Source organism: Bacteroides sp. M10, assembly GCF_014334015.1.
In the GTDB taxonomy this organism is placed as follows: domain Bacteria; phylum Bacteroidota; class Bacteroidia; order Bacteroidales; family Bacteroidaceae; genus Bacteroides; species Bacteroides intestinigallinarum.
On record NZ_CP060488.1, the window covers coordinates 2,264,130 to 2,286,128 of the forward strand.

The 21,999-nt window shown below is 42.9% G+C and carries 12 protein-coding genes; 2 read left to right on the forward strand and 10 right to left on the reverse strand.

What is annotated here, in order from left to right; genetic code table 11:
• Window positions 1–147 precede the first annotated feature (147 nt).
• Window positions 148–2,706 carry an outer membrane beta-barrel family protein gene (locus H8796_RS08155; protein WP_117932235.1) on the forward strand — a complete coding sequence of 853 codons (2,559 nt, stop codon included), beginning with the start codon at window positions 148–150 and terminating at the stop codon, window positions 2,704–2,706.
• 27 nt (window positions 2,707–2,733) lie between these two features.
• On the opposite strand, the gene H8796_RS08160 is transcribed toward H8796_RS08155, so the two are convergent.
• The 5 genes from H8796_RS08160 to H8796_RS08180 all read right to left on the reverse strand — a co-directional run bounded on the left by H8796_RS08160 (window position 2,734) and on the right by H8796_RS08180 (window position 12,305).
• Window positions 2,734–4,137 (reverse strand): glucoamylase family protein, encoded by a 1,404-nt coding sequence (locus H8796_RS08160; protein WP_117932233.1) that lies wholly within the window; start codon window positions 4,135–4,137, stop codon window positions 2,734–2,736.
• A 111-nt stretch (window positions 4,138–4,248) separates the two neighbouring features.
• Entirely contained in the window at window positions 4,249–6,558 is a 2,310-nt protein-coding gene (bglX, locus tag H8796_RS08165; protein WP_117932231.1) for a beta-glucosidase BglX, read from the reverse strand.
• A gap of 14 nt (window positions 6,559–6,572) precedes the next feature.
• Window positions 6,573–8,105, reverse strand: a complete 1,533-nt coding sequence (locus tag H8796_RS08170) for a RagB/SusD family nutrient uptake outer membrane protein (protein ID WP_117932229.1) — start codon at window positions 8,103–8,105, stop codon at window positions 6,573–6,575.
• A gap of 64 nt (window positions 8,106–8,169) precedes the next feature.
• Entirely contained in the window at window positions 8,170–11,235 is a 3,066-nt protein-coding gene (locus tag H8796_RS08175) for a TonB-dependent receptor (protein WP_117932227.1), read from the reverse strand.
• 209 nt (window positions 11,236–11,444) lie between these two features.
• On the reverse strand, window positions 11,445–12,305 hold the full coding sequence (locus H8796_RS08180) for an AraC family transcriptional regulator (protein WP_117932225.1): 861 nt from the start codon (window positions 12,303–12,305) through the stop codon (window positions 11,445–11,447).
• A 139-nt stretch (window positions 12,306–12,444) separates the two neighbouring features.
• On the opposite strand from H8796_RS08180, the gene H8796_RS08185 reads away from it, so the two are divergent.
• On the forward strand, window positions 12,445–14,091 hold the full coding sequence (locus tag H8796_RS08185; protein WP_187343959.1) for an alpha-L-fucosidase: 1,647 nt from the start codon (window positions 12,445–12,447) through the stop codon (window positions 14,089–14,091).
• A 20-nt stretch (window positions 14,092–14,111) separates the two neighbouring features.
• Here the strand turns inward: H8796_RS08185 and H8796_RS08190 are convergent, their stop codons facing one another.
• The 5 genes from H8796_RS08190 to H8796_RS08210 all read right to left on the reverse strand — a co-directional run bounded on the left by H8796_RS08190 (window position 14,112) and on the right by H8796_RS08210 (window position 21,996).
• Complete coding sequence (locus tag H8796_RS08190; protein ID WP_117932222.1) at window positions 14,112–15,002, reverse strand: PfkB family carbohydrate kinase; 891 nt, start codon at window positions 15,000–15,002, stop codon at window positions 14,112–14,114.
• A gap of 191 nt (window positions 15,003–15,193) precedes the next feature.
• Window positions 15,194–17,350 carry a GH92 family glycosyl hydrolase gene (locus H8796_RS08195; RefSeq protein WP_117932220.1) on the reverse strand — a complete coding sequence of 719 codons (2,157 nt, stop codon included), beginning with the start codon at window positions 17,348–17,350 and terminating at the stop codon, window positions 15,194–15,196.
• 22 nt (window positions 17,351–17,372) lie between these two features.
• Window positions 17,373–19,478 carry a family 43 glycosylhydrolase gene (locus tag H8796_RS08200; protein ID WP_117932218.1) on the reverse strand — a complete coding sequence of 702 codons (2,106 nt, stop codon included), beginning with the start codon at window positions 19,476–19,478 and terminating at the stop codon, window positions 17,373–17,375.
• A 106-nt stretch (window positions 19,479–19,584) separates the two neighbouring features.
• Window positions 19,585–20,763 carry a glycoside hydrolase family 76 protein gene (locus H8796_RS08205; protein WP_117932216.1) on the reverse strand — a complete coding sequence of 393 codons (1,179 nt, stop codon included), beginning with the start codon at window positions 20,761–20,763 and terminating at the stop codon, window positions 19,585–19,587.
• Between the two features lie 57 nt (window positions 20,764–20,820).
• The gene (locus H8796_RS08210; RefSeq protein ID WP_158570817.1) at window positions 20,821–21,996 is read right to left on the reverse strand and encodes a SusE domain-containing protein; all 1,176 of its coding nucleotides are present in this window, start codon (window positions 21,994–21,996) and stop codon (window positions 20,821–20,823) included.
• Window positions 21,997–21,999: the final 3 nt, after the last annotated feature.

Consider the following 21,999-nt stretch of genomic DNA (forward strand, 5'->3'; position numbering starts at 1 on the left):
CTGTAATAAGATATTTTATCCATTCGTTTTATATTCTTAACTCCGAAAAATTCGTAAGCGTAGATAAACCAATTACTTTTGGCCTCTGAATTTGCATCATTTTTGAATATACCACGTATAATAAACATAAGCTAAATATTTCTAGTCATGAAACACAGACTGTTACTACTATTGCTATTCGTGTTCGCTACATCTATGACTGGGTGGGCACAAAAATCCACGGCTCTTTCTTATACTATCAAAGGAGTACTTCTTGATTCTTTAACACAAGAAGGGGAACCGTATGCCACGATTAAGATAACTCCTAAAAATGCTCCGGACAAAGCTGTAAAGATGGCGGTCACAGGGGCGAATGGTAAATTTCAGGAAAAACTGAATGTCGCTGCAGGTAGTTATATAATCACGATTTCTTCCATTGGCAAGTCGCCTATAGTAAAAGAATTCACTTTAAAACCTTCGGTCAGGGAGATTGATTTGGGAACGATGATTTCTTCAGAAGCCAATAATGTGTTGAAAGGAGTGGAGGTTGTTGCACAGAAACCTTTGGTAAAGGTAGATGTGGATAAAATCGAATATAATATTGAAGATGATCCGGATTCAAAATCAAACAGTATATTGGAGATGCTTCGAAAGGTTCCTCTGGTCACGGTGGATGGAGAAGACAATGTACAGGTGAACGGCAGTAGCAGTTTCAAGATTCATGTGAATGGAAAGCCCAACAATATGATGAGCAATAATCCGAAGGAAGTGCTGAAAAGTATGCCGGCGAATACGATTAAATATATTGAGGTGATTACTTCACCGGGAGCTAAATATGATGCGGAAGGTATCGGAGGTATTCTGAATATCGTCACAGTGGGTACCGGATTTGAAGGATATACGGCTACTTTCAGAGGAAATGCCAGCAATAACGGGGTAGGTGCCGGCACTTATGCAATGGTAAAACAGGGCAAACTGACGGTTTCTGCCAACTACAACTATAATTATAATAATAGTCCGCGCAGCTATTCCGACAGTTACCGGGAGAATTATGAACCTGATAAGGAGAATGAAAAGTTCCTGGAGTCGGAAAGCAGTTCCAAATCGAAGGGTAATTTCCAATATGGCAATTTGGAAGCCAGTTACGAGATTGATACGTTGAGGCTGCTGACTGTGGCTTTCGGAATGTATGGTAGCAATGACAAGAGTAACAGTGACGGAAATACGATTATGCACGGAGCCGACCGCCAGAATTTTGCATATCGCTATCGAACGGACAATCACGGAAAAGGATCATGGTATTCCATCAACGGAAATATAGACTATCAACGTACTTCCCGAAAGAACAAAGAACGGATGATTACCCTTTCTTATAAGATCAACTCTCAACCTCAAACGAATGATTCCTATAATACCTATCTGGACATCGAGCCTGATGAGAATAAACTGGATATCATCAAAGAACTGGCATTGAAGAATTTCCATTCGGACGGAAAGACGAATACGATGGAACAAACCTTCCAGGTGGACTATACTACTCCGATTGGAAAGTTGCATACGATTGAGACGGGTGCCAAATATATTTTCCGGCGCAACTCCAGTGATAATCGGTTTTATGAAGCCGAAGGGGAAAGCGAAAACTATGCATATAATGAGAAACGCAGCAGCGAGTACCGCCATCTGAATCATATCATTTCCGCTTATGCCGGATATACGCTGAAATACAAGGATTTTACTTTCAAACCGGGACTTCGTTATGAGCAAACCATACAGGAAGTGAAGTATCTGGTCGGTGCAGGCGAGAATTTTAATTCGAACTTTAGCGATCTGGTTCCTTCCGTCTCTTTGGGAATAAAACTAGGCAAGACGCAAAACCTCCGCGGTGGATATAATATGCGTATCTGGCGTCCGGGCATTTGGAACTTGAATCCTTATTTTGATAATCAGAATCCGATGTTTATCAATCAGGGAAATCCGAACCTGAAGAGTGAAAAGAGCCATTCGTTTGATTTGTCTTACAGCAGTTTCACGGCCAAGTTGAACATCAACCTCTCTTTGCGCCATTCTTTCAATAACAATGGAATTGAAAGAGTCAGTCGCTTAATAACCGATAAAGACGGAGAAATATTTGAAGGTGGTCATAAAGCTCCTTATGGTGCTTTGTATAGCACGTATGATAATATCGGTAAAAGCCGGGAAACAGGATTGAATTTTTATTTGAACTGGAATGCTTCTCCCAAAACGAGGATTTATATCAATGGGCGTGGAAATTACAGTGATTTGCGGAGTCCTGCTCAAGAGTTGCATAATTATGGATGGAATGCTTCTGCGTATGGAGGAATTCAGCAGACTTTACCGGGAAAAGTCCGTTTGAGCTTGAACGGAGGTGGAAGTACACCGCGTATCAGTTTGCAGGGAAGAGGTTCGGGATACAATTATTATAGCTTGGGATTGAGCCGTTCTTTCCTGAAAGAGGAACGTCTTTCTTTGAATATTTATTGTAGCAATATCGTAGAGAAATACAGAACTTACAATAATCACACGGAAGGAGTCAACTTTATCTCGAAAAGTTCGAGCAAGTATCCAAGCCGGTATTTTGGCTTTAGCGTCAGCTATCGGATTGGAGAGTTGAAAGCCAGTGTGAAGAAAGCTGCACGCAGCATCGACAATGATGATGTGAAAGGTGGCGGAGGAGGTGGAAACACTGGTGGCGGAGGTGGTCAGTAGACCACTTCCACGCACCGTGGTTCCCACTTATTTCTGTCTCACATCTTGCTTGTTGGTGTTAAAACCAAGTTTGGTCAATCCGGCTTGCACGTCAGGATGGCTCATGAAAAGGTTCCATAACAATCCTGTCCGGTAATTTTCGATCATTACAGCGATAGGTCCCTGATCGATAGCCAGATATCGTTGCGGGTACCAATTATCCGTTTCGCTGAAAGCATCATAGAATCCGAAAGGACCGAACACTTTATCTCCCATACCATACAAATGGCGCATTACCTGCATGGAATACTCCGGTGTATAGACAATCGATGAAAGTGCGGCAGTGGGGGAGATAACTCCTTTGTCGTCCTGCTCGTTGGGGGAATGAGCTGCATATCCATCAACGGAGTAGCTGGCAGTCAGTCCCCAACAATCCGGTCCGAAACCTTTGTAATGTTTGGGGTTGCGGATGCAGTAGGCACGGTTGACTAATGTCAGGTTGCGCATTTCGTGGAAGTAGCTGGGGCAGTATTCATCTTTCAATCCTACCGGGTCGAGTCCGAGGAAAGAATATTGAGCCCAGAAAAGCGGTCCGGCTTCCGTGCCCTGATAGCGGAGATGCAATTCGATTCCTTCTACTTTATGGGGAGAGACGATGGCTCCGTTCTGTGCCCAACCGTCATGATAAACAGCGGCAGGTACTCCATGTGTAGGAGAAGCGGCGGCAAGAATATACATAATCATACATTCGTTGTAACCATGTACGGGGAAATTCATTTCCCAGCCATACGTCGGACTCCAATGCCAGTAAAGGACATTTTGCCCGCCTTTCCGGTACCAGTTCCAGTCGACATCCCGCCAAATCCGGTCGATACGTTGAGCGAGTGCTTTCTCTTTCTCATTTCCGTTGACGTAATATTGGTGTACGGCAAGCAGACCTTGTATGAGGAAAGCTGTCTCTACCAGGTCGCCTCCATTGTCTTTCTGGCCAAACGGTTTCACCTTTCCGGTGTCACCATACCACCAGTGGGGGTAGGCTCCGTGGAAACGGTCTGCTTTTTCGAGGAAAGAAACGATGCGTTCCATGCGCGTCAGTCCTTCTTCGCGGGTGACATAACCGCGGTCGATTCCCGCAAGGATAGCCATGATGCCGAAACCGCTACCGCCGGAGGTGACTACGTTGGCATCATTTTCAGGATATACGCCATCCACATGATACCGTTCGGGAGCCAGACCGCTATTCGGTTCGGCACCTTCCCAGAAGTAGAGGAAAGTCCGTCGCTGAACGGTGTCCATTAATGCGTCGTCCGACAGCGAGTCGGTAGCGGCAGAAAGGTTGTCATTCTTGCTTTTCCCTTTACAGCTCTGGAAAGTCAGGGCGATGGCGGATAGAAACAGTAACATGAGCGGAAGTGCGCTCATCACTGCGATTCTTTTATATTTATCGTTCATAATCAAGGTTATAATTTATTGGATTAGGCACGGATTACACGGATTTCACGGTTTTAGGAATTGTGGTTACATAAAACAACAGCGTAATCCGTGTAATCCGTGCCTAAAAGTTTAGTTCAACGTAAATTTCGCAGTTTTCACATCCCGGCTGTTCGTACCGATCATCACTTCAAAGTCGCCCGGTTCGGCAACCAGTTGCAGGTCATAATTGTAGTACCGTAGCATTTCCGGTGCAATCTTGAAACGGACAATCTTCATCTCTCCCGGTTCCAGAAATATTTTCTGAAAGCCTTTCAGCTCTTTGACGGGACGGGTGCTACTGCCTACAACGTCACGGATGTAAAGCTGTACCACTTCCGTGCCGGGCCATGTTCCGGTATTGGTAACTTCCACTGCTGCGGTCAATGATCCGGTCATATCCATGCTGGAATGGCTCAAGTCGATGTCACTGTAAGAGAAAGTAGTATAAGAAAGACCATAACCGAACGGATAAAGCGGATCATTATCCACATCGAGATAGTTACTGCGGAATTTCTCAAACCATTTACCTTCTTTCAAAGGACGTCCGGTATTCTTGTGCGCATAATAAAGAGGTATCTGGCCTACATTCTTCGGGAAAGTCATAGTCAGTTTACCACCCGGATTGACATAGCCGAAGAGGGCATCGCCAATGGCATAAGCTGCTTCACTACCTCCAAACCATACATTCAGAATGGCGGGTACATGTTCCTGTTCCCAGCTCAACGTAAGCGGACGGCCTGTAAATAATACCAGTACTACCGGTTTGCCTGTCTTTAAAAGCTCTTTCAACAGATTCTGCTGTACATCGGGAATGTTTAAATCCGTGCGGCTGCTACTTTCACCACTCATTTCGGAAGATTCGCCTAAGGCAGCGATGATAATGTCCGACCGGCGGGCTACGTTCAACGCTTCATCCAACAACTGTTGGTCGGTGCGGTTATCGCGGTTCAGGGAACGGCCGAACATCGTTGCCCGTTCTTCGTAACTTGCATCACTAATCAAATTACTTCCTTTGGCGTACATGATATTCGCTTTTCCGGCAGTCATCTCTTTCAGTCCTTCCACGAGAGAAGGGCAGCGGTCGAGCACGGCTGCTACGCTCCATGTACCCGGCATATTACTCCGGCTGTTTGCCAACGGACCGATCACTGCAATATTTCCTTTCGGATTGAAAGGCAGCAACGGATTTCCGTTCGGATTACCGTCGGGACTGTCGTTCTTTAGGAGAACGAAACTTTCTGCTGCAATCCTGCGGGCTGCATCGCGATGCGCTTTGGTAAAGATGTCGCGTGCCGGACGTTTCGGATCGCAATATTTATAAGGATTATCAAATAATCCCAGTTTATATTTGGCTTCCAGAATACGGCGACAAGCAGTATTCAACGTTTCCATAGAGACTTTTCCTTCCTGAACGGATTTCTTCAATGTCCCAACAAAACCTTCGCTTACCATATCCATATCCACTCCGGCATTGATGGCACGGGCGGATACCGTTTGAAGATCACCGATACCATGATCGATCATTTCTGAAATACCCGTATAATCGGTTACCACAAAACCGTTGAATCCCCACTGTCCGCGGAGAATGTCTGTCATCAACCATTTGTTGGCAGTGGCCGGAATACCATCCACTTCATTAAAAGAAGCCATCACGCTACCTACACCTGCTTCAACGGCTGCTTCATACGGCAGCATATAATCATTGAACATCCGCTGACGGCTCATATCTACGGTGTTATAGTCACGTCCTGCTTCTCCCGCACCATATAGTGCAAAGTGTTTTACACAAGCCATGATTTCATCATTCCGTTCCATGTTCTTCCCCTGATAGCCGCGCACCATCGCTTCGGCAATCATGGCTCCGAGAAACGGGTCTTCACCGTTACCTTCGGACACACGTCCCCAACGAGGGTCGCGTGAAATATCCACCATCGGGCTGAAAGTCCATGAGATACCGTCGGCACTGGCCTCTACGGCTGCAATACGGGCAGATTCCTCTATGGCAGTCATATCCCAGGTGCAAGACAATCCGAGTGGGATGGGGAACATCGTTTCGTATCCGTGAATAACGTCCATACCGAACAGTAATGGAATTCCTAAACGGGATTCTTCCACAGCCTGCTTTTGTACTTCACGTATTTTCTCCACTCCTTTCAGGTTGAACAGTCCTCCCACTTCGCCTTTCTTGATTTTAGCGGCAATATCGCTGCTTTTGGCTTGTCCCGTAGTAATCTCTCCGGTGACGGGAAGGTTCAACTGTCCGATCTTTTCTTCCAAAGTCATTTTGTTCATCAATACGTCGATGAAGCGATCCATATCCTGTGGCGACTTCTGTGCCGATGCGGTCAGAAAACCTGCGGCAAACAACAGGATGGATAGACTTAACTTTTTGTATATCATGCTATTATATTTATTTATAGATAATCGGGGTTCTGTACCAGTACTCCTTTAGACTTGTCAATCTCTGTTTGAGGCAATGGCAGTAATGCGTTTTTGTCCTGATAATTAGTTTTACCGGCTGCGTGCAGTACTTCCTTTGCAATACCCCAGCGAACAAGATCGTAGAAACGGTCGAATTCCATTCCCAGTTCCACGCGGCGTTCGTGGCGGATGGCATCACGCAATTCTCCCTGGTCGGTGGTCGTTACTTTAGGCAATATATTGGTATTGGTACCTCTGGCACGTGCGCGGACCTGTTCCAAATAGTCGATTGCTTCACCCGGGATTCCTTTTTCGTTGGCTGATTCAGCTCCCATCAATAATACATCTGCGTAGCGAATCAGACGAATGTTTACCCAGAAACCCTTGTTGGTGTATTCTTTACGCAAAGCCGGATCGGTATATGCTTTCTTATTGAAGTAAGCCCCTATTGCCGGAGAAACCGGAGACTCGCCATAAGGCTCATTGGTGTTTTCCGGGGTGATAGGATCATCATCCGAGTGGCGGAAATAGAGTAGGGTAGCGTTCTTACGCGGGTCACCTTGTTCATAAGCCTGTGCCATGTACTCTGTTGCCATGTGCCATCCCCAGCCTAAGTCCCATTGACCGGCTCCGCGAATACCTTGTACTTCGCAGAATTGGCTACCGATAATATCACTTTGGGGAAGAGCGGCAGTAGCTGTACATTGCAGTTCGAATATGGAACCGCCGTTGTTTTCGCCGTCGTCCGTGAATATCTCGTCGTAGGGAGTCTTCAGGTTGTACAATCCTTTTTTAATAACGTCGGTAGAGGCCGTGTACATATTGTTCCAATCGTTGCGCATCATATAAGTACGCGCGTGTAAAGAACGGGCGGCTCCCCAAGTCAAGCGTCCGGTGTATTCGGTGCTCCATGTTTCCGGCAATGACTCTTCCGCTGTTTTCAGGTCGTTGTCTATCTGCTCGTAGATTTTATCCACCGTTGTTTTCGGGATATTGGCTTCCGAAGCATCATTGATTTTATAAGTTACCAGAGGTACTTCACCGAAGGCTCTTACCAAATTGAAGTAGCAATAGGCGCGGAAGAAAGAGGCCTCTCCTTTATTGATAATGTCTTCAGTCTCTGTCTGTCCGGCTGTTTCTTTATCTGCGATGGCGGTAAGTATGTCATTGCATTGGTAGATGATGGCATAATTTTTCCCCCAATAAGCACCCAGCAAACCGTTGGTCGGTGTGTACAGGAAGTCGTCGTACATTTCGGCTACATCAGAACCGTCACTGGAAATACTTCCTTTTTCCGAATCTTCGGAACGGAAACAGTGGATGGCAAGTGCAGGAGGTCCGGCGGTGACATCATAATTACGCATCATCGTATAGACGTTGTAAATCTTACCGTTGACCAGTGCGTTCGGATTATCATCTTCCGTGAACTGTCCTTGTGGACTACGGTCCAGAAAGTCACTACAACCACCTAGAAATAAGGTAGTTGAAGTAATAAGGGTTGCAAATATATATTTATTCAGTTTCATATAATGATAGTTTTAAAGATTAAAGTGGTGTCCCGCATGGAAAACTGGCAGTGACACCTTATCACTAGAATGTTAAGTTGATTCCGAAAGTATAGACTGCCGGTACGGGATAGCTGCCGTTGTCTACTCCGAATGCAGTAGCAGTACCTCCCAATTCCGGTGTATATCCGGTGTTATGTTTCCATGTTTTCAGGTTCTGTATGTTCACATAAACCTTGAGTGCCTGTAAACGTATCTTTGCAAGCAAGCTCTTGTCGAATGCGTAAGCCAACTGTATATTACGGATGCGGAAGAAATTTCCGTTTTCAATGTAATAGTCGGAGTTCATCGTATTGATGGAATGTTTGGTATTCAACAAGGGTTGCGTGTTGGAAGTACCCTCTCCGTGCCAACGGCCCAGGCGTTGCTCCAAGTAGTTGAATTGGGCGAAGTTGTAATTGTCCCATGTGCGGTAAATTTTGTTTCCGCCTTGTCCCATCATGTCGATGCCTAACGACCAGTTTTTGTAATCTACTCCGAGAGATAAACCGTAAGTTACTTTAGGAGTCGGATTTCCTATCATGGTACGGTCTTCCGGAGTGATTTTGCCATCACCGTTGACATCGGCAAATTTCAAGTCACCGGGGGTAACTGTTGCCAGTGTGTTTTCCGGAGATGCATCGATGTCGGCTTGTGACTGATAAACGCCTGCTACCTTATATCCGTAGAAATATCCGATAGGATAACCCGCCATCGTATAACTTTGTTGCTTATCTCCGGCAATGATGGAATATCCATCCTGAACGAGGCTCTTCACTTCATTCTTGATGGTAGTCAGGTTAGCACTGACAGAATATCCCCATTCGCCGATCTGGTCACGCCAGGTCACTGCCATTTCTACTCCTTTATTCTGAATCTGTCCCAAGTTACCGATGCCGGGGATTGTTCCAGAAATACCGGGAACTTCTGCCAGCAAGTCTTTGGTGTTCTTCATGTAATAAACACCTTCAAAATGCAAGCGGTTACGAAGAACATTCGTTTCGAATCCGGCTTCCCATGCTTCTACTTTTTCCCAACGGAGGTTAGGGTTGGGCAGATAGGCCAGTTGGTATCCCGGGTAAATGATAGACGGCTTTCCGAAGACTGCCGAGTAGGCATTGGTCAATAGCGGTTGGGCAGGATAGGCTTTATCCAGATTCTGGTTTCCCAGTGTACCATAGGATGCTTTGATTTTCAACATGTCAAGCCATTTGATATCTTTCATGAATTCTTCTTCAGACATCAGCCAACCTCCACCCAGGGAGAAGAAGTTTTGCCATTCATTGCCTGTATAGGAGAAAGCGGAAGAACCATCCCGGCGGAATGAACCGTTGAACAGATATTTGCCTTTATAATTATAGATGACACGTGCAAGCACGGATAGCGTACTGCGTTCCCATTGGGTACTTCCATTGGTAGCTGTGGCGGCATCACCGATGCTGACAAACCATTTGTCCGGATCGTCGGGAATAACCAGTCCTACACCTTGTTTACGTGCTCCGTCCAACCGGCTCAAAGAGTTGTAGTAAGTCGTAAAACCGGCGGTTGCAGTCAGGTTATGATTGCCATTATCGAAACTATTGGTATAGGTTAATACATAGTCGCTCTGTACTTTCGTCTCATTTTCCTTGAACTGGCTGACTTCTGTCTTTCCTGTTCCCAACGTAGAGACGTTTCCGCTAACTGCGGCATCATATACTTTTACGATCGGTGTGTAGGTACGTCCGTTATTGGATGCATAATCCATTGAGAACGTTGCTTTGAATTTGAAATGTTTCAGGAAGTCCACTTCACCGTAAATGTTGCCCGATGCCCGATAATTCTCGGCTTTGGTAGTATTCGCTTTTAAGCCTATATCTACCATCGGGTTGTTGATCTGTGCTTTCTGGAATTCGGGCAGAGAGGTATATAATCCATATTCTTCGTTATATACCGGAGCAATAGGAGTGGCGCGAAGAGCATTCAGCACCTGCTTGGAATCGGCAGGGAGCATACGTGCTCCGTTAAACTGAAAACCGACTTTCAAGAAGTCTGTAATCTTATAATCATTGCTGGCGTTGATGGTCACCTTGCTGAATTTCTCATGCTCGATGTTTCCTTGTTCGTAAGAGTAGCCTACACCCAGATAGAAACTATGTTTGGGCGAAGCTCCTGTAATGCTAATGTTGTTGTTTGTAATGAAAGCAGTTTGGAAAATTTCGTCTTGCCAGTCTGTATTGGCATCCCAACCGGTATAATCGAACGGAGCGTCTCCCTGGTTGGCAAGTTGTTCGCTATATAGTTCCTTGAATTGCGAACCATTCACCATTTTCACCTTGTCCACCACTTTCTTGAAACCGAAAGAAGTGTTGATGTTCACCAGCGTCTGTCCCTCTTTGGCTTTCTTTGTGGTGATGATAATCACACCGTTCGCACCGCGAACACCGAAGATAGCCAAAGATGACGGGTCTTTCAGAATCTCCATAGACTCGATGTCTTCCGGATTCAGAAAATTGATGTTGTCGTTGAATAGTCCGTCGACAATGTAAAGCGGTTTATATCCGTTGATGGAGTTTGTTCCGCGGATACGGATTTCCGGATCAGAGCCGGCCCGTCCGGAATTTACAATCTGTACACCTGCTACCTTTCCCTGAAGGGAAGACAGCGGATTCATAGCCGGTTTGTTGGCTATTTCTTCTCCTTTGACATTGGTGATAGAACCTGTCAAGTCTCTTTTCTTTGCACTACCGTATCCGATAACGACTGTTTCGGCTAGCACTTGCGAGTCTTCTTTTAAAGTGACATTGATTACACTCTGTGTTCCCACTTTGACGCTTTGCGAAGTCATTCCCACGTATGAAAATGCCAGCACGTCCTCCGGAGTGACAGAGATTGAATATTTACCGTCCATATCCGTGATGGTTCCGGTGGAAGTTCCTTGTACGAGTACCGATGCGCCGATCAATGGCTCATTGGCAGCATCCGTCACTGTTCCTGTCACCGTCTTTGTCTGTGCAAAGACTGATGCAGACGCCAGTAGCAGGCAAACAAGCGTCATGATGCTCCTTGACCTGATGGCTTTTTTCTGAAGATGTTGTAAAAGTCTAGTCCTCATTGCATTAAATTTTTCCATTTGTTATTATTTAGGTTGAAGTCTTTTTTCTGCCGTCTTTTGGCGAGAGTAACAAAGGGAACAAACGAAATTCAAAAAAGATTTAGGAAAAAAGGGGAAATGCTTGTTTTTAACACAATAGTAAAGGCAGAGGGGGAGAGTGGAAGCTGAAATAAATAGAGCCTCCATTGATTTAATACGGAATCAGTGTGTGGTGATAGAATTATGCTTTATGACTTGTATGTATCTTTGTATTGTTGTGGAGTAAGTCCTGTCAATTTTTTGAATAAGCGGTTGAAATAAGACTGGTCCTCATATCCTAGCAGATAAGCAATGTTCTTAATCGACATGTTATCTGTTATCAATATGAGCTGTGCTTTTTCAATTCTCTTCTGGTTGATATACTGCAATGGAGTGTTGTTTACCTCTTTTTTGAAAAGCCGGATGAAATGGTCTTTGGACAGGCAGGAGATTTCTGCCAGCGAATCTATTTCTATTTTCTGATAAATATTCTTCCGGATATAAGACAGGGCTTTTTGAATCCGGTCGTCATTTGTTTCAATTTTAGGCTTGGCATTTTTCAGGAAACGTGCCATGAGTTGATAAACTATTCCCCTTGACTCTACCTTATCATAGAAGTCTCGTTGTTTGTTTTTGATGATACTTTTAATCAATGTCGGATTGTTGTCATAACTTGTCGGATCAGATTGCGGCAAGTGCATGGTCGGGTTGATCTGGCACAATCTTTTTATGAGTGGAAGCTCCAAGTCGCCTGCCGGTATTTCCACAGGAAAGTTATAGTCTTCCAGAATGCTCATTTCCGATTGATGGTCTTCGTATATATGGAGGTAATAATGCGAGAAATGGGCCTCACATGAATAACTGTGAGTTGTAAATGACGGAATCAGGTAGAGGTGGTTGGGGAGTAACTCCTGTACTCCTGACGGTAAGATGATACGTGCGGTTCCTTCGGTCACATAGTACAGTCTGGTGAATGGACTGCTGACGTTTTTCCAGTTCCAATCTGCGTTATGGATGGCTAGTCCTACGTTTAATATCAACAAATGTAGTTGGTCGATGGATTGTGTCATAACTTTAGTGAATTAATTGTTTTAACATACAAATATCGATAATATCCTATATGATGACGTGTTTGGATAATGAAAATCTCAATTTGCTGTTCTATTTTTGTATCGTCACAAATATAGAGAAATTATAAATAGTTATATCATGAAAACAACACACTTATTATTGATTTCTGTTTTATTATTATGCGGAGAGACAGTAATAGCTCAAAATTATCCTGTTCCGGTTTCGGAAAAGAATGAGAAAATGATGAGAGGGAAATTTGAACCGACTTGGGAATCCCTGAAAAATTACAAAGTTCCCGAATGGTTTAGAAATGCCAAGTTTGGTATTTGGGCTCATTGGGGACCCCAGTGTGTGGAAGGTTCCGGTGACTGGATGGCGCGTGAGATGTATTTTGAAGGTTCGGGAGCTTATAAACATCATGTGGAACACTATGGACATCCATCCGAGGTCGGTTTCAAGGATATTATTCCTTTGTTTAAAGCAGAGAAATGGGATCCTGATAAGTTAGTTGCATTATATAAGAAAATAGGGGCGCAATATTTCTTTGCTTTGGGTAATCATCATGACAATATGGATCTCTGGGATAGCCGGTACCAACCGTGGAACTCGGTGAACATGGGACCTAAGCGGGATATTCTTGCAGAATGGGAGAAGGCTGCGCGTAAATACGAGCTTCCTTTTGGTATTAGTTTCCATGCCGATCATGCCTGGACCTGGTATGAGCCTTCACAGCGTTATGATAGAGAGGGGGCGAAAGCAGGTATTCCTTATGATGGAAAACTCACTAAAGAGGATGGTAAAGGTAAGTGGTGGGAAGGATATGATCCCCAAGATTTGTATGCACAGAATCATCCGATGAGTGAAGGTAGCTGGAGTAATGGCATGATTCATAGACAATGGGGATGGGGAAATGGAGTTTGCCAGCCAACAGTGGAGTATTGTACGAATTTTTATGACCGTACGTTGGACGCAATAAACCGCTATAATCCTGATCTGATTTATTTTGATGTAACCGTACTTCCTTTTTATCCTATCAGTGATGCCGGGTTGAAGATTGCCGCACATTTCTATAATCATAATATGGCGACTCATAAGGGGGAACTGGAAGCTGTGATGTTTGGTAAGATTCTGGATGAGCAGCAGCGTAAGGCTTTGGTTTGGGATGTAGAGCGTGGTGCTCCCAACAAGATTATTGAAGAGCCCTGGCAATCGTGCTCATGTATCGGAGGTTGGCATTACAACACCTCTATTTATGAGCATAATGGTTATAAGTCGGCTGCGTCAGTCGTAAAGCTGTTGGTTGATATTGTCAGCAAGAATGGTAATTTATTGCTTAGCGTCCCTTTACGGGCAGATGGAACGTTTGACGAAAAAGAAGAAGTGATTCTGAATGATTTGGGTGACTGGATGACTGTCAATAAAGAAGCTATCATCGATACTCGTCCGTGGAAAGTCTTCGGTGAAGGTCCGATAGCGGAATCTGCTATCCCTATCAATGCGCAAGGGTTTAATGAAGGTGCTTATGACAAGGCAACTTCAAAAGAGATTCAATTTACACAAACGGATAAAAGCTTATATGCTGTCGTATTGGCATGGCCGGAAGAGAAACAAATCACGATTAAATCATTGGCAGCAAAAAGTGAGTTGCATCCGGGTAAGATCAGTAAAGTTGAATTACTGGGCTACGGGAAAGTTCCGTTCACCCGTTCTGAACAGGGGCTTGTTATAAATATGCCTGATAAACGGGTGAACGCGATTGCACCGGTGTTTAAGATTAGAAAGTAGATACATGAGAGATCAGGACTTTAGAACATCTGTTCTGCAGTCCTGATACATTCAATGACATCTTCCTTATCTCCGCTGAAAGGACCGGATTTCTCTATTTTTAAAGTCGACATGGCTGCAGCAAAACGTCCTGCTTCTTCAATGCCGGCACCTGACACCCGTTGGTATAGATAGCCGATGGTATAAGTGTCTCCACATCCTGTTGCATCCACCACTTCTTTGGGTTTATAGGCCGGGATGCGATAAAATTCTTTTCCGTTGAAAATAAGTGAGCCCATGCTTCCCAAGGTGACTAATACTTCTTTTACTCCCCATTTATATAATTGACGGGCAGCTTCATGCGGATCGGAAAGCCCGGTCAGCACTTCCATCTCATGCTCGTTGACTTTGAGGAAATGAATATATTGCAAGGCTTCTCTCTTATCTGTCCAGTCCACCGGATAAACGTGGGTGTCACGAACCTTGCGTAGGTAACCTTGCGAATCTACTGCAATCAAACCTTTCTGGGATAGTGTTTTGATGACTTCTAGTGAAAAATCATCTGCCAGCAGAGAACCGAGGTGGTAGATTTGTGCATCTATTTCTTTGAGTTGGCTGGCTGTGAACGGATCGGCTTTCGCTAATACACGTTGGGTACGGTCGTCCGGATTGGCGCCATAGATATTTTCGAAGTATACGGAGTGCTTGCTGGGTAAGGCGGTTACGTTAATACCCACTTCACGTAGTTGCTCTACAACCTTCATCTCGGTGGCACCTACTGCCGTTACCAGCGCATAATCGATATCATTAAAATGACGGATGGCATGTGAGCAATAAAAAGCTGTTCCTCCCGGCATGTAGACAGTGTTTTGAGGAGTGACTACTTTGTCTAATGTGATGTGACCGATGCAGCAAAGTTGATGTTTATTCATATCAAATCAATTCAAAAGCCTCCAAGATAGTATCCTGAAGGCTTCTAGTTTATTTTACTTAAATCAATGAACTTCTAATTCTTTCGCAAAGGTATTTTTTATTTCTGATAAACCTAGTTAAAGTGACAAAAAAACACCAAATCTTAGACCTTAATCCTTTTGAAATTCGTCCGTTTCTTATGATTTACCATTCATTCTACGCTAATTATCAGCTCTTTTCCTTCTTTCAACTTATCATGTGTAATGAAGTAACTTTCAATTTTTTCGTTGTTATAAGTTATGTTTGTTATCTTTTCTCCATTTCCTTTTTTGCTGATAGTGAAATCTTTGCCATTCAAATTAAATATTGTCTTGTCGAATAAGGGTACAGTGATAATATACTTGGGGTCAGCAGGTGAATATGTATATAACCCTATGGCATTCAATACATACCACGAAGACATCTCTCCTGCGTCATCCATGCCGCAATATGCTAATTTTTCGGGTCCCATGCGGTAATAATCGTTTAATATCTTATTCAATATTTTCTGTGACTTTTCCTGTTTGTCTACAAAATAGTACATATAAGGAATGCTATGTCCAGGTTGGTTCCCATGACAATATTGACCGATAAAAGTAGTCAGATTATGTGCTTCATATCCCTCCCATGGGATCATGAATAATGAGTCTAATTTCGTTTCAAATGCTTCTCTACTGGGGAATAAATTGATGAGACCTTGAGGATCGTGGAGAGCAAAGAATGTGGATTGCCATCCATTAGCTTCACGATACATATATTCATAGAATGGTCTTTTAGGGTCGAATGGAGTAACCCATTCTCCATTTTCCAACCGGGGACGCATCTGCTGTGTGGTAGAATCGAATAAATGTTTATAGCTATCTGTTCTCTTCATTAACCTTTCATAATTTTGCATATCGCCCAATTCTTTTGCCAGCAAGGCAGTGGCATAATCATCGTATGCATATTCCTGTGTTTTGGTCACAGCTGCTTTTGCTACTGTTTCCAATTTCGGATCTTTAATATCCATTTCGGATATCCATCCTCGTTCCATATACTCTTTAATATGAGGTCTGCTACCTTCGCCCTCAGCAAAAGCATTGTTTAATAGTATTTTATATGCTTTCTGCACGTCAAAATCACGGATGCCTCTTAAATAACTCCCTGTAACAAAGGCAGACGCATGATCTCCATGGAAAAATCTTGGCATAAATCCTTTAATTTCTCCATAATCGGTAATAGACTTTATGACATCCGCCGTGACATCAGGAGAGACCATACCCAGCAAAATCAACTTATTGCGATAATCATCCCAAAAAGAAGGTTCACTGTAGTAACGAAATCCTTTGTTTACCACCTCGCCTTTGGCATTAACATATTCTCCATTTACATCGCTCAATAATATGGGCCATAAAAATGCTTTGTAAAGAGCAGAATAAAAGGTTTCTTTTTGCTCCTCCGTACCGCCTGACACCTGAATTTTAGATAACAATCCTTCCCATGTGTCGCTTGCCTCATTTCTTACTTGCTCGAAATCTTTATTGAGTATCTCTGCCTCCAGGTTTTTCTTTGCATTTTCAACACTAACATAAGAGAAGCCGACCTTCATTTCGAGAGGATTGTCTATGTTTTCATTGTCGATAAAGTTTACGATACGAACTTCCGCATCTCCATCTTTCAATGATTCTATATCCTTGATCTTATGATTAGTAACCGCATAGAAATAGAAAGTAGGACCTGTTTGTTGATAGCCGCTGAATACGTTATCGCCCGACTTCTCTATATTCCAGCCTCTTATATACTCATTAGAATGGGAGAGGTCGGCCAATAGTTTTTTCTCTTTCCCGTTTTTATAAGTATATTTGTGATAACCACATCGTAATGATGAAGTCACTTCTGCATTAATATCATATTTTTTGAGATAGACTTGATAATATCCGGGACTTGCCGATTCGTTATCGTGACTATATCCCGTATAATAAGATTTTGGATCAACATTCCCGCTTACTGCTATAAATGGAACATAACAGAGATTCCAATGCCCTTTGCTGGTATGAACAAAAGCATGGATAATAGTATCTTCATACTGATAGCCCGAACCGCTTCTCCACATGGTGACGGGAGTGACTTGTACCATAGAGTTAGGTAAGGATGCACCCGGAAAAGTCTCCCCTCCCCATGCCCTGCGGGTAGGATTGTAGCCTAAATCGATACTGTCCCACAAGGTGGTGGTCCCTATAAATGGATTGACATAATCGGTCAAACGTTTGTTCTTACCCTTCTGAACTGAACATCCTGCGGTAATGATTAGAAAGGCGAGGATGATAGTCGTTTTAATTTTTCCAAACATATATCTTTTATTTAATCATTTTTCATCTGAATACAGGAGCATTATATCCTGTGTAAGTAGGGTATGTATTATTTACAACTGGCCATCCATTTATCCAATTTACTCTATCAAGCATCAAGCAACGATAATCGAGTTCGTCAACATATCCATGATACAGGATCCAGTCCTGACCTATATCGTCTGTGATAATGCGCGAACAATGCCCGGTTGAAGAGAACCGATTATTGCCTTTTAACATCAACTCATGCTTGACATCGTTCATATCTTCCCCTTTTTTATTAGTATATGGGCCCATGATGTTATTCGACTGTCCGACAACTAAACTATATGTACCGCCTTTTTGATATTGGCCGGTAGATAATATCAGATTGTATACTCCGTCTCTCTTGATGACATAGGCGGCTTCGTATTGACCTCCGGCAACTTTCTTTCTTACTGCTCCTTTCTTGATAGACATTCCGTCGGCAGTCAGTTCTATCACGCTAATCTCACGGAAACTGCCCCAGAACAGGTAGTTACGACCATCTTCCTGATAAAGAAATGCATCAATGGAAATGTCAACTCCTTGCTCGTTACTGTCTATTAGTTTTCCATGATCGGTAAAAGGCCCGGTGGGTGAAGATGAAGTGGCAATGCCGATGGCATGTTTCCATTCGGGTGCAGGCTGTGAGTAGTATATTATATACTTATCATTCACCTTGCTTACGGTAGGTGCCCAAATACCGGCATCATTCACTCCTGTTATTTGAGGATGGGTTTCATCTGTGAAGATTGAGCCTGCTTTTGTCCAGTTAATAAGGTCTCGCGACTTCATAATTGGTGCATTTTTCATATTAATATCTGTCATTGAGTGTTCCGTTGCATACAGATAAAAGTAGCCATCATCCCCTCTTATCACATCAGGGTCGGGTAAAGAGAAGTCTGTAAATACAGGGTTTTGGTATTTGGCAGTATAATTTCCATGAGAAGTTATATCCAGAAAATCGTGGGTATAATTCTTCCCAGCTGTCATAGAGATCAAAATAGTGGTATAATACCTGTTTAAGTCATTTTCATCACATAATTCAGCAGGAAATTTGAATTGTGCCCCATTCCATTGTCCGGTTTCAGTAGGAGCCATGTCTCTGTAGCCCGGTCTGTCAATGACCGGCCTTTCTCCGAATTCTGGTCCGAGTTGTCCCCAGGCTTCTTCCTGTTCGTTAATCGTGAAGATTATTTTGTATCGTTCGTCAAAGCCCCAGTCGGTAGCGAATAATTGCACATTGTACTCTTTTAGTTCCCAACATCCATTTGCTGTATAATTAAACTCGTTTTCCCGCCCTGTCCAGCTAAAACGGATTGCCACCTTATTTATTTTCTCTATGGTAGCCTGGTATGTACCAAAGTTCAAACGGATACGATAAGTGCCTGTCTGTGTTACGGTTGTTCCAGTAAATTGCTGTCCGGTAGTTTCGTTCAATGTTATCCCATCTTCTTTCAGATTGAATGTTCTTTTTTGTTCACCTAATTGTGAATAAAAAGAATAGGGCTTGTTAGCTTCCAGTTTCGTATATATTTCATAAATGGTGGAACCATTGTATTCAACTTTTTTCACTTCCTGGCCATCTTCTGCTCCCTCGCCGGTGATGTATAATTTCTCTCCATCTTTGATGATGCTTCCTAAATCAACTGGCAGGACGAAAGTGATACTTCGATATTCTTCAGATAAAATAGAATTTGGACCTTTAGTAGTCTGTATAGCCCATTTTAGTTTAATGTTATCTCCGGCAATGCCTCCGGCAGCGACTGCAATATCTTTAAGTTTTTTTTGTGTTATTCTGATATTGGTATTAACCCCTGCATGATCCGACGAAGCCTTATATACAGGAGCTGAAAAATTGCCATTTTCTTTATCGAATAGAATCGTATAATTAACATCTTTAGTTTCGCTTTTTGACCATTCGAATAATAGATCTGTAACAGATTGTAATACAATGTATTCATCATTGACAGGGACGTTAAGACTCTTAACAGCAATGAGTTGCTCGTCTTCTATTTCATCTTTGTCGTTACAAGCAATAAAACTGATTCCCAACAGACTTATTATTGCTAAAGTGAGTAAGGACTTAAAATTAATATGTTGTTTCATCTGATATTATTTATGATTGGATATAACAGGAGGTGCTATTACCCTGCAATTAGCCAAGATTGCAGGGTAATAAATAGATGGGTAGTTTATTTGTTATAGATTTTACTTAATCTACAAATCCATTTTTCTCTAATAAAGCCATAGCTTCTATAGTTGTTGTACCGCTAATGGCGGAACGTAAATCGCCCCATGATGTATCACCTTTTGGCATTTGCCACCACGTAGGACTCATTTTGATATCCGGTTTTTCGGTTCCAAGAGTCCATAAGTAATTTGCATTATTCTTCAGGAAAGCAACAAAACGCATTCTGTCACCGTCTGAAAGATCCGGATGCTGTATAAGTATGGTAAAGTAGCGTACAAATATACCTTTGAAGAGGTTGCAGTCGTGTCCGCCGCCATCACCGGTTTGTTCGCCATAATCCCTCATAACCTTATAGGCGGTATTTACATTGTTTGCTATATGATAACGGGCTACTTTCACTGCATCGTTAAAATATACTTTCTCTTTGGTTATATTATATAACTCGATAGCTGCTCCCATAAATGTTCCTACATCATACGAATAATCTCCATTTGTAGTGTCATAATTTTCAAATATCCGGCCTGTAGACAATACGGTACGGTGATATTTCATCCATTCGTATATCCGTAGTGACCATTGTAGATTAGTGAATCCGTTTATGGTCTCATCTGGGTATTTTTGTGCAAATCTGGCTGCAATAATAGCTGCAGGTCCGTTTGATGGTATACCTTTCCCCATACTTTCAGCATCAGTTCCTACTTTCCATTGGATACCTCCGCCGTCGTAATCATTCCAACCTTCGGTGATCCATGTCCACAGATCGTGAGATGATTTTAAGAACCGGTCATCATTGGTTGCATAGTATGCACGTAGATGAGCCATTGCATGCCAACCCATATCGTCATAAAAATCGTGTCTCCATTTGCCTCCATTTTTATTTTTTACTCCATCATAAAAATCCCAGATTACTTTTTTATACTTTTCATCATGGGTACGCAGGTAAGCATCCACTACCACATCCAGACCATGAGCTTCGGGCCAATAGTCGTTTTGTGCTATTTGTCCGTCGAATGTATTGTTGAAACAGCCTACAGATGTGTTCCAATACCTGTTTACAAAAGTCGTTGAAGCGCTGTCGGCTGCTGCTGTCCATGAGTACTTAGGAAACTGGTTTACTTCTATATATTCATCGTCGTATGAGCCACACGACATCAGAGAACATGAAAATGTAAGGAAAATCCCGAATAATATATTTTTCATAATTACTTCTGTTTTTTAGCAGTCTGTTTCCCTTACGAGAAACAGACTACGTATGGTTTAGTCACCTGTATTTATATTAGTAAAGTCATGAGTGTAATTTTTCTCTGCAGTCATAGATATCGTAACATCTGTAAAATATTTGCTGAGATTATTTCTGTCACAGAGTTCTTCCGGGAATTTGAATTGACTACCATTCCACTGACCGTTATCGGTAGGAGCCATATCACGGTATCCGGCTCTATCTATGCTAGGTCTGTTATCAAAGAACTTGTCTTTAATTTGTCCCCAGTCTTCTTGTTTGCCATCTACGGTAAATTCAATCTTATAACGTTCGTCAAAGCCCCAGTCTGTCTTTTGTAGTTGCACATTATAGTTCATGAGTTCCCAAACACCTTTCTCGGTATAATTGAAAATACCGCGCACATTTGTCCATGAATTACGTATGGCAACCCTATTAATCTCTTCGAAAGAAATCTTCTTGTTCTTGAAATCAAGTTTAATACGATAGACACCTGCTTTATCTACTGCATAAGTAAGCGCTTCGCCTCCGGCAGTTTCTTCAAGAGATTCTCCATCTTCTTTTATTGATATGATTCTGTCAGAGTTGGCTTGTAATCTGGTGTAGAAATAGAATGGTTCGCCGGCCTCCAGTTTGGTATATATTTCGTAATAAGTGCCCGATTCAGCTTCTATCATCTTCACACGTTGTCCTTGTTCCGAACCTGCTCCACCAATGTACAATCTTTCTCCATCGTCCAAATCTTCGAGACCTGCCATACGGAGTAAGGTTATTGTTCTCGATTCTTGAGCCAAAGCGAAGTTCATTCCCCTGTTTGAGCGCACGGTCCACTTTACAACTGCTTCTTCTTCAGCCTTTGCACCGGCAAGCCGGGCTATTCTATTCAAGCCTTTTTGCGTAATGGTAGCTCCGGTATTCAAACCATTGCCGTCTGCCTGATAAATATATATAGGGTTAGAAAAGTCCCCGTCGAGTTTATCGAATAATATATCGTAATACACCACGCTGTTATCTTCCGCTTGGGCTTTCTCCCATTCAAAGTACAGGTTTGATACATCTTCTATTACTGCATATCGATCTTCAACCGGTTCGTATAATTTAGGAACTGAAGTGACAGATACACTCTCAAATTCTTTCACTTTCTCACAACTTGTAAATACTCCTAATGCTAATGTCAGGAATGTTATGGACGTAAATAATATTTTGTTTTTCATCTT

Bases quoted from the DNA above. Each gene is read 5' to 3' on its own strand.
- H8796_RS08155 (WP_117932235.1), top strand. From the start codon at position 148: ATGAAACACAGACTGTTACTACTATTGCTATTCGTGTTCGCTACATCT.
- H8796_RS08160 (WP_117932233.1), bottom strand. From the start codon at position 4,137: ATGAACGATAAATATAAAAGAATCGCAGTGATGAGCGCACTTCCGCTC.
- bglX (WP_117932231.1), bottom strand. From the start codon at position 6,558: ATGATATACAAAAAGTTAAGTCTATCCATCCTGTTGTTTGCCGCAGGT.
- H8796_RS08170 (WP_117932229.1), bottom strand. From the start codon at position 8,105: ATGAAACTGAATAAATATATATTTGCAACCCTTATTACTTCAACTACC.
- H8796_RS08175 (WP_117932227.1), bottom strand. From the start codon at position 11,235: ATGGAAAAATTTAATGCAATGAGGACTAGACTTTTACAACATCTTCAG.
- H8796_RS08180 (WP_117932225.1), bottom strand. From the start codon at position 12,305: ATGACACAATCCATCGACCAACTACATTTGTTGATATTAAACGTAGGA.
- H8796_RS08185 (WP_187343959.1), top strand. From the start codon at position 12,445: ATGAAAACAACACACTTATTATTGATTTCTGTTTTATTATTATGCGGA.
- H8796_RS08190 (WP_117932222.1), bottom strand. From the start codon at position 15,002: ATGAATAAACATCAACTTTGCTGCATCGGTCACATCACATTAGACAAA.
- H8796_RS08195 (WP_117932220.1), bottom strand. From the start codon at position 17,350: ATGTTTGGAAAAATTAAAACGACTATCATCCTCGCCTTTCTAATCATT.
- H8796_RS08200 (WP_117932218.1), bottom strand. From the start codon at position 19,478: ATGAAACAACATATTAATTTTAAGTCCTTACTCACTTTAGCAATAATA.
- H8796_RS08205 (WP_117932216.1), bottom strand. From the start codon at position 20,763: ATGAAAAATATATTATTCGGGATTTTCCTTACATTTTCATGTTCTCTG.
- H8796_RS08210 (WP_158570817.1), bottom strand. From the start codon at position 21,996: ATGAAAAACAAAATATTATTTACGTCCATAACATTCCTGACATTAGCA.